This window comes from Pseudomonadota bacterium, from assembly GCA_018242545.1.
Taxonomy (GTDB): Bacteria; Pseudomonadota; Alphaproteobacteria; order 16-39-46; family 16-39-46; genus 16-39-46.
The window spans coordinates 1-9,688 of sequence record JAFEBT010000067.1 but is presented as its reverse complement, the minus strand read 5'-3'; the positions used below and the strand labels follow the sequence as shown (position 1 = coordinate 9,688).

At 38.1% G+C, this 9,688-nt stretch carries 7 protein-coding genes; 4 read left to right on the top strand and 3 right to left on the bottom strand.

Annotated features, from left to right (window positions below; all coding sequences use genetic code 11):
• Positions 1-83: 83 nt before the first annotated feature.
• Together JSS34_07540 and JSS34_07535 are read right to left on the bottom strand one after the other, a co-directional pair.
• Complete coding sequence (locus JSS34_07540) at positions 84-296, bottom strand: helix-turn-helix transcriptional regulator (GenBank protein ID MBS0186169.1); 213 nt, start codon at positions 294-296, stop codon at positions 84-86.
• A 15-nt stretch (positions 297-311) separates the two neighbouring features.
• Positions 312-878, bottom strand: a complete 567-nt coding sequence (locus JSS34_07535) for a DUF2975 domain-containing protein (GenBank protein ID MBS0186168.1) — start codon at positions 876-878, stop codon at positions 312-314.
• A 236-nt stretch (positions 879-1,114) separates the two neighbouring features.
• On the opposite strand from JSS34_07535, the gene JSS34_07530 reads away from it, so the two are divergent.
• From JSS34_07530 to alaS, 3 genes are all read left to right on the top strand, one after another.
• Positions 1,115-1,705, top strand: coding sequence for a hypothetical protein (locus tag JSS34_07530; GenBank protein MBS0186167.1), 591 nt, complete (start codon positions 1,115-1,117; stop codon positions 1,703-1,705).
• 234 nt (positions 1,706-1,939) lie between these two features.
• Positions 1,940-2,971 (top strand): recombinase RecA, encoded by a 1,032-nt coding sequence (gene recA, locus JSS34_07525; GenBank protein ID MBS0186166.1) that lies wholly within the window; start codon positions 1,940-1,942, stop codon positions 2,969-2,971.
• A gap of 14 nt (positions 2,972-2,985) precedes the next feature.
• Positions 2,986-5,673: an alanine--tRNA ligase gene (gene alaS, locus JSS34_07520; protein MBS0186165.1), complete on the top strand. Its 2,688-nt coding sequence runs from the start codon at positions 2,986-2,988 to the stop codon at positions 5,671-5,673.
• A gap of 221 nt (positions 5,674-5,894) precedes the next feature.
• Here the strand turns inward: alaS and JSS34_07515 are convergent, their stop codons facing one another.
• Positions 5,895-6,161 carry an HU family DNA-binding protein gene (locus tag JSS34_07515; protein MBS0186164.1) on the bottom strand — a complete coding sequence of 89 codons (267 nt, stop codon included), beginning with the start codon at positions 6,159-6,161 and terminating at the stop codon, positions 5,895-5,897.
• Between the two features lie 671 nt (positions 6,162-6,832).
• Here JSS34_07515 and JSS34_07510 point away from each other — a divergent pair.
• Positions 6,833-9,688 (top strand): inverse autotransporter beta domain-containing protein (locus tag JSS34_07510; protein MBS0186163.1); only part of this gene is annotated, 2,856 nt, incomplete at its 3' end.

Here is a 9,688-nt window from a genome sequence, read left to right as displayed (position 1 = left end):
CCGTCTGGCTTGCCTGTGAAGCTCAAGAAATCTATGTCACCCAGGGCTTAAATGCCATGATCGACTTTTTGAGCATCAATGGTCTAAGAAATCTCTTCCTTAAACTCCAAAATATCACCCGGCTGACATTTTAAGTGCTCACAAATGCTCTCAAGCGTTGAAAAACGAATTGCTTTAGCTTTTCCCGTTTTTAAAATTGACAAATTTTGGACAGTAATTCCAACAGATTCTGCCAAATCCTGCAGCTTCATTTTTCGTTTGGCAAGCATCACATCCAGATTCACAATAATTCCCATTATATATTTCCTTCATTATATCGTAAATTTTTGATCATCTTGAAGTTTGCTCGCTTCAACCATCACCCAAGAAATAACAATAACAAGAAGCCCACAAAAAAGACTGTCGATACTCGGTGTTCCAAAGCTTAAGGTAATATACTGATGCCCGGGCTCATTAGCACACGTCACGGCAAGAATCTCGAACACCCCAGAGAGCGGCTTTGCAAGAAGAGCATCAAGAAAAAAGAGGATTCCTAAACGTTTGTAATAAAGAGCATTCTGCGTAATAAAAACTTCTCCTTTTTGATAATTTTTAAAAATAGATTTAAGAACAAAGAGCCCCAAAAATAAAGGCAAGATACTGAGAGCACTTCCCACAAAGCCCAGTGTTTTAGAAAGAGGTGTCCAATGAAGGTCTGCAAGACTTATAAGTCCCTCAGGGGTTTGAATGGGCGTCGCAATAATGCCACGCACAACTAAATCTCTGAGAAAAGGCGTATCCACAAAAAACCAAAAAAATAAACTGCTAACAGGAAGAAGCCAGAGCAAGAAATTAAAAACAACCAAAAGGTAAGTGCTCATTCTTTGAATACGATTCATTCTAAAACTCCATAAATTGTTAAGGACTTAGATAAGCTTTAAATAAAAAAAGAAACTTATGTCAATCATTTTTTATTGATAAACAATAAAAAATGATTCTTTATAACTCATGATCTTCATTTTTAAAAAAAGAGTTTATGAAAAAACACCCTTAAAAATATGAGATGGGATTACTTTAAAAAATGTGTTATCGTTCCTTCTCAAAAAAAATAATTTAAACACATAAGGAGAATAATATGCTTTCTAAAAAATTAAGTTTCATAATTGCAGTATGCTCATTATCTTCCCTTCCTGTTTTTGAAAGTCAGGGAAAGCCTGAATATGATACAGATCAATTAGCACAAAGCCTTCAGAGAGATACAGGATTACTTGGAACAACTGTGACAGATAGGAGCGAATTAACATCTAAAGACGACCGCGTTAATGCAGATAAAATTCCTGCAACACCTATGTTGCATACAGTTGTAAGAAATATGCCTCTTAAAGAATATTCTGAAGCGATTAGTGTCAAAGCACGCCAAAACTCATTTAATAACCATGGCGTGGCGGAAAGTATCCATCCTATTGTTAATGCCGTTATTGATATGGGAAGACCCTTAAAGCCAGAAGAATTAACCCAACTTAGACAAACAGCAAACCTTGTTATTTCTGACGAAAAGGCTCCTAACAAAATTACACTCTTGGGAGGTACAAGAGAGACGGTGTCAAAAGCTTTAAGCATATCATCAGAATCTCACGTCTTATTCGCAACCACCCACTGTACGCCACAGGTCATAAATTATAGCAAGATACAGCCAACACATAGGGCCCCTAAGAAGAAGAATTAATTTTTTGAACCTCTTGGCATGCCAAGAGGTTCAGATTTCATAAAGCTTTTAAAAGCTTTATGCGCATTTTAAGCTCATAAGCATCAAAAATTTAATTTGTATCAGAAAATATTTTTTGCCCATTAAAAAAAGGACCCATTGCAAGAGAAGTAAAGGTGTGAAATAAAGAAAGAAGATTCATTATTTTCTTTTTTAGGATAGAGAATTTTCTTTTTTGATGTAGGAGTTTTGGTTATGGATAAAGGAAAAGCATTAGAAGCGGCTCTTGGACAAATTGAACGTGCCTTTGGAAAGGGCTCAATTATGCGCCTTGGAACCCATGAGCAAAGCGTTGATATTGAAACAATTTCAACAGGATCTTTGGGCCTTGATCTGGCCCTGGGCATTGGAGGTCTTCCAAAAGGTCGTATTATTGAGATTTATGGTCCTGAAAGTTCTGGTAAAACAACGCTCGCGCTTCACGTCGTTGCAGAGGCTCAAAAAGCAGGAGGAACATGTGCCTTTGTTGATGCAGAGCATGCGCTTGATCCCAGCTACGCTAAAAAACTCGGGGTTAATTTAGAAGAACTTTTAATTTCCCAGCCCGACACAGGAGAGCAAGCTCTTGAAATTGCAGATACACTTGTGCGCTCAGGAGCCGTGGATGTTCTTGTTGTTGACTCCGTTGCAGCACTCGTTCCAAAAGCGGAACTTGAAGGAGATATGGGGGACACGCATGTTGGACTTCAAGCACGTCTCATGAGCCATGCCCTTCGTAAGTTAACGGGGTCTGTCTCCAAAAGCCATTGTATGGTGATTTTTATTAACCAAATTCGTCAAAAAATTGGCATCATGTTTGGGAGCCCAGAAACAACAACGGGTGGAAATGCTTTAAAATTTTATGCGTCAGTACGCATCGATATAAGGCGTATTGGTGCAATAAAAGACAAAGACGAAATTATTGGAAACCAAACACGTGTTAAAGTTGTAAAAAACAAAGTTGCACCTCCTTTTAAGGTTGTTGAATTTGATATTCTTTATGGGGAAGGCATCTCTAAACTGGGTGAGATTATCGATCTTGGTGTTAAAGCAAATTTAATTGAAAAGTCTGGGTCGTGGTATTCCTATAAAGATCAGCGTATTGGACAAGGTCGTGAAGCGGCACGGATGTTTCTTAAAGAACATCCCGAGGTAACAGCTGAAATCGAAAAATCCATCCGCGACAATGGTAGTGTCGTTGTGGATGAAATGATGAGTGGGAATGATCCCGCATTCTTAGAAGGATAATCGTTCTTTATATCATGAAAACAACCTCCGAAATCCGATCTTCTTTTCTTAATTTTTTTAAACAAAATCATCATGAAGAGGTCCCTTCAAGTTCTTTGATTCCGCATAATGATCCAACTTTATTGTTTACAGCTGCGGGAATGGTGCAGTTTAAAGATGTCTTTACAGGACTCGAAACACGGCCCTATCACCGTGCTGTGACGGCTCAAAAATGTTTAAGAGCTGGAGGGAAACACAATGATCTTGAGAATGTTGGGTATACAAGCCGACATCATACATTCTTTGAAATGCTCGGAAACTTTTCTTTTGGAGATTATTTTAAAGAAGAAGCCATTTTTTATGCCTGGAACTTTGTCACCAAAGAACTTCAAATCCCCAAAAATCGTCTTTTGGTAACGGTCTATTCAGAAGATTCTGAAGCCGCTGCCCTTTGGCAAAAAATTGGAGGATTTTCTGATGATAAAATCATCCGAATTTCAACGACCGATAATTTTTGGTCAGCTGGAGATACCGGCCCCTGCGGTCCTTGTTCTGAAATTTTTTATGATCATGGCGACACAATCCCAGGAGGGCCTCCTGGATCCAAAGATGAAGATGGTGATCGATTTGTCGAAATCTGGAATCTTGTTTTCATGCAATATGAACAAAAACTTCTTGACTCCAAGACAGAACCGCAACGTTTTCCTCTTCCGCGCCCTTCCATTGATACCGGTATGGGACTTGAACGTATTTCTGCCGTTCTTCAAGGCGTCCAATCAAATTATGATATTGATCTTTTTCAAGCGCTTATTCAAGCGATCGTTGAAATAACGGGCGTTCCCTATCACGGAAAATTTGCTTCCTCCCACCGTGTTATTGCAGATCATTTAAGAGCTTCTAGTTTTTTAATTGCGGAAGGAACCCTTCCCTCCAATGAAGGCCGTGGATATGTTCTCAGACGCATCATGCGCAGAGCCATGCGACATGTTCAACTCTTAGGAAAAAAGGACCCCCTCCTTCAGCAACTCTTTCCGGTTCTTCTCTCTCAAATGGGGGGTGTTTATCCTGAGCTTGAACGTGCCAAAGCTTTAATTTCTGAAACTCTTTTCTTAGAAGAAGTAAAATTCCAAGAAACCCTTGAACGTGGTTTAAAACTTCTACAAGACGAACTTTCTAAACTTCCTTCTTCAAAGCTCTTTCCAGGAGAAAGCGCTTTTAAACTTTATGACACCTATGGATTTCCTCTTGATTTAACCGAAGATGCCTTACGCGCGCAAGGAATTCATGTCGATATGGATGGCTTTAAGAAAGCCATGGAAAAACAAAAAGCAGAAGCTCGTTCTTCTTGGGTCGGATCAGGTGAAGCAAAAACAGACAGCCTTTGGTATGCTCTTAAAGATAAGGTTGGGGCAACTGACTTTTTAGGATATGAAACTTTAAAAGCGGAGGGTGTCACGCTTGGACTTATATCCCAAAACAAAGAAGTTGAAAAAGCTCAAAAAGGAGATACCGTTCTCATTCTCACCAATCAAAGTCCTTTTTATGGTGAATCAGGAGGACAAATGGGCGATACGGGGACAATAACAACACTTTCTAAAGTCTCTCCTGCACGGATTAAGATTACAAATACCCTAAAAAAGTTAGGGGATCTTATTGTTCATGAAGGCTTTCTTGAAGAAGGCACTTTGCACCTCAAAGATAATCTTTTAATGCAAGTCGATAAACCGCGGAGAGATGCTTTACGGGCAAATCATTCTGCAACGCATCTTCTCCACTCTGCACTTCATCATATTCTTGGAAGCCATGTTGCCCAAAAAGGATCTCTTGTCGCCCCAGACAAGCTTCGCTTTGATTTTAGTCATCCTAAAGCTTTAACATCTGGCGAGATACAAGAGATTGAATTTTGGGTGAACGCTCAAATCCGTTCTAACTCTTCTGTTTTAACACATCTCATGTCCATAAAAGACGCTCTTCAGTCAGGGGCGACAGCTCTTTTTGGCGAAAAATATGCAGAAGAAGTACGCGTGGTTTCAATGGGCGCTGATGACCAAAAAGAGAAAGACCTTAAAACATCTGTCGAACTTTGTGGGGGGACCCATGTCACACGAACAGGGGATATTGGGTACTTTAAAATTATACAAGAGACAGGCGTTGCCGCAGGAATTCGGCGTATTGAAGCGTTAACAGGAAAAAATGCTGAAATTTTTGTCCGACAGGAAGAAGCGTTCTTAAAAGAACTTTGCCTTTCTTTTAAATCAACACCAGAGACTCTTTCTGAGCGTATTCAGACGCTTCTTCTTGAAAAAAAGCGTCTTGAAAAAGAAATTCAAAACCTCCGTCAACAAGCACCTCATTCAAACACGATGCGTCATGAAGATCTTAAAACTTTTGGAGCACTTAAGGTTTTGAATTTAACACTTAAAAATTATCCTTTGAATGAATTGAAATCTCTTCTAGATGCTGAAAAACATCGCCTTACATCTGGTCTTGTTGTGCTCGCGAACATAACAGACGACAAAGTATCACTTATTATTGGTGTCACAAAAGACTTAACGCCCCTTTTTAATGCGGTTGAGCTGGTTCAAAAAGTTTCTCCTCTTCTGGGCGGCAAAGGAGGTGGCGGACGCCCTGACCTTGCTCAAGCTGGTGGCTCAAGCTCAGAGCGTCTCAAAGAGATCTTTAAAATGATAGATTCAGAAATTTCTCAAAAAATAATCTCTTAATGCTTTAAAACTGAGAAACCTTTAAACTTTTAAAAACGTTCTTTCATGTTTTTTGATTAAAGAGAATTAGCTTATTTAACATCTTAAAAAAATCAAACTGCTTAAAAAGAGAACCAACGACTTACAGAATGTTTTTCCTGTTCCTCAAAATACTTCTTTCCAACTCTTTTGGGAAAAACCCGCTGAAATTCTCTTAAGCATTAAGTTTTCTTCCAAATAAATCAAAGACTCTTGAGAACTTTCCCTGGCTTAAATCGAACCCCTTTAGATGCCTTTATTTGAAGAACTTCACCTGTTTTTGGGTTGCGACCAATTCTAGCTTTTCTATTCCGAACGGAAAAACTGCCAAAACCTACAAATGTCACTGTTTCTTCTTTTCTAAGAGCTGCTGAGATGCCCCTAAATGCAGCATTTAAAGCTTTTTCAGCTTCTACCTTTTTTAGATCCGTGATTTCTGAAATATAGGTTACGAGATCTTGTTTATTCATGATATCTCCTCTTTTAGAGTGTTGTACTGTTTTAATCGTAGTCTTAGTTTATAGATATTTGATAATTTATAGTAATTTTTTATAAATTATTTATAATTTTCAGATTTAAGAATAATTCCGAAGGACTCATTTTATTTATTTATGCTCAAAATGAAAAGAGAGAAAATAATCAATATTTATATATATAAAAGCTAATTCTTAATATTATGAAACCATAATTTTAATTTATTCATACAAAAGAAATGTTCATAAAATTTTTTATCATTCCATTATAATAAATAAAGACCCCTATAATTATGAACGCCATTTTTTAAAGATAGGAAATTTCTTAAATTCAAACACCAATTCGCTTTAAGGAAAAGCTCTTGATTCATCAAAGCCTTTCGTTTTCAAAGAGTTGGACATCATATGCCAAAAAAATTTAAAGGATTTTTACACAGATCAGAATAAAAAACATTTCGAAATGATTTTTAAATAGACAAGAAAGCAACACTTTTTCCTTTGATCCCAAAAAGAAAAGATTTTTTATTCTCCGCTCTTGCTATTTAACCTTAAAAAACACATATTAACATTTCGTTTATAAATTGATATTAAAGAAAAATAATGGATAAAAAATTTAAGCTCAACAATATTATAATTCCACGCAATGATGTAAATTTATACTTGTTCTCATGAAAAAAAAACGTCTTCTTACCTCTTCCATAATAGCCCTTTCCTCTATAAGTGTCTATTCTTTTTCAATAAAAGCTGAATCAAGCTCAAAATGGCAACCCAAAGCACGCATTAATTTAAAAACAGGAACGCAGCGTAGCCTCGGGCAAATTGGTATCCTCTCTCCTCTTGGCCAAGATAATAGTTCTATGTTGTTTATGGATGCGCGTTTTATGCGTGATTCTCAAAAAAACATGGAAGGTAACTTTGGGCTTGGCTATCGTTCGCTCGAAATTGTTCCAGATAAAATCTTAGGAATATATGGTTTTTTTGATGATCGTTATTCAAAGCATAGAAATTTGTTATATCAAATAACTTTAGGAACAGAACTCCTCTCAACAACATGGGATTACCGCCTTAATACATATTACCCTTTAAGCTCTCCCAAAGGCATAAAGGGAGGACCTTTAAAAAAACATTATGTTGGATATGAACTTTATGAAACATCTCAAAAAGAAATTCCTTTAACAGGTCTTGATTATGAGATAGGTCGAACAGTCCCAAATTTTGAGGATCTGCAATTTTATGTGGGAGGATATCACTTTGGTGCCCATCACAGTAAACCCATGAATGGATCAAGGGTTAGGAGTGTTTATTCTGTTAATGACTATGTTTCTCTCAACGCAGAGTTCCAATATGATAACATCCGGAAATATTCAAACTTTTTTGGCGTTAGCTTTACAATTCCTCTGGGAGAGGATACCTCTCAAAAAAGGCAGAAGCTCTCCCCTCTTGAACGTCGTATGACCTCAGAAGTTGTAAGAGACGTAGATATTGTTTCCAATGCTGTTCAATTGACACAAAAAAAGGACGGTAGATATGTTCATGTTCGAAAAGGACACCTTGGAAATTATACGGCAGAGCAACCTGGTCAAGAATCATTTGAAAACCCAAATAGTTTTAAAAAATTTGTAGAAGAAAATCAGATTAGCCATGTTGTTGATGAAAATGGGAATGTTGTTCCTATCTCTGCTTATATGTCGATGAAGCATATTGAAACATCCTCTCATCTTATCCAGGAAATTTCTGTTCGCGAAGGAAAATCCCCTAAAGAAATAGAACAAAATCATTTATGGCACAAAACCAATTCTCCCGAAGAGACGCATCATATTCTTAAAAACCTAAAAGAAAATCCTCCCCCTGAACAAGAAGCTGAAATTCAAGATGAGCCTCTCTTAGATATTTCAGCATTATTTAATCAAAATGAGATTATTGCGAAATTGGCTGATGAAGCAGCCGAAGAGAGAAGAACAGAAGCTGCAAGACTTGCAGCTAAAGAAGCAAAAGAGAGAGCTGCTGAAGAAGCTGAGAGACTTAGAAAAGAAACTGCTCGCTTAGAAGAAAAAAGACAAAGAATTGAAACTGAACGCTTAGAAACAGCGAAAAGAGAAGCTGCGGCCAAGAAAGCTGCTGAAGAAGAAGCCAGGAGAAAAGAAGCTCAAAGACTCGCTGAGGAAGAAGAGAAGAAAAAAGAAACTGAAGGACGAGCTGCTGAAGAAGCGAAGAGAAAAGCTACTGAGGAAGCTGAGAGACTAGCTGCTGAGCAAGAAGTTAGGAGAAAAGAAGCTGAAGCCAGGAAAGCTGCTAAGGAAGAAGCCGAGAGAATAGCTGCTGAGCAAGAAGTTAGGAGAAAAGAAGCTGAAAGACTAAGAATTGAAACTGAACAACGAGCTAAAGAAAAAGAAGATGCAGCCAAGAAGGCTGCTGAAGAAGCGAAGAGAATAGCTGTTGAGGAAGCTGAGAGACTTAAAAAAGAAACTGCTCGCTTAGAAGCTGAGAGACTAAAAATTGAAACTGAACGCTTAGAAACAAAGAAAAAAGAAGATGCAGCCAGAAAAGCTGCTGCTGAAGAAGCGAAGAAAAAAGAAGCTGAAAGACTTGCTGCTGAAGAAGTAAAGAGACTAGCCGCTCAGAGAGCAGTTGAAGAAGCAAAGGAGCTGGCTGCTCTGAAAGCTGCTGAAGAAAAGAAGATAAAAGAAGCTGCTGCCAGATTAGTTGCTGAAGAAGAAATTAAAAGAAAAGAAGCCGCCAGATTAGCTGCTGAAGAAGCCGAAAGGCTTAGAATTGAAGCTGAACAACGAGCTAAAGAAAAAGAAGCTGAGAGAATAGCTGCTCTGCTAGAAAATGAAGAAACAGAGAAATTAGCTTCTGAAAAAGAAGCTGCCGCAGCTCGTAGACAAGCAGCATTGACAGAAATGCATGCTCTAAGAGCCGAAGAAAAAAAGGCGCGAAAGAAAAATACGTCTTCTAATGATGGCAGATATTCTGATGAAAATTCATCGAACTCTCCTCCCTCATCACCACCAAGACCAGGAAAATCAACTTCTCTACCCAGAAAACCTTTAGAGCTTTTAGAGCATTTAGGCTATCCTGATGATCCTCTTATTTCGACACCAAGAGGAGATAAAGAGCTGATATTATTACCTCATCTTGATTTAAGCCCAATCAATTTTATGCTAGGTGTAAGCTCTTTCCATATCGAGGATAGTGATCCTTCTTATATTCCTTCAACACCATCTACTTCTATGTATCAAGATCCTCCCAAGCGCCATTCCAAACAGACAGGCCCTGCTCCTGATAGTCTTTTAAAAAATGTTCTTAACCCTGGTTTGAATAAAAATCGGGAGCTATTAGGGTCTCCTCCTAAACTTAATTTTCCTAAGAAAGGATCTTCTCAAAGATCTGGTTCAAAAATCATAGGAAATTACCCAGATCAAGCTTTCTTTAATGGCTCACAAATCTCTGCAGAATCTCTTGCTGCCCTAAGTCCCACAGTTCCTTTCTTTGGTAACACCACGAATGTGCCAGGCCCACAA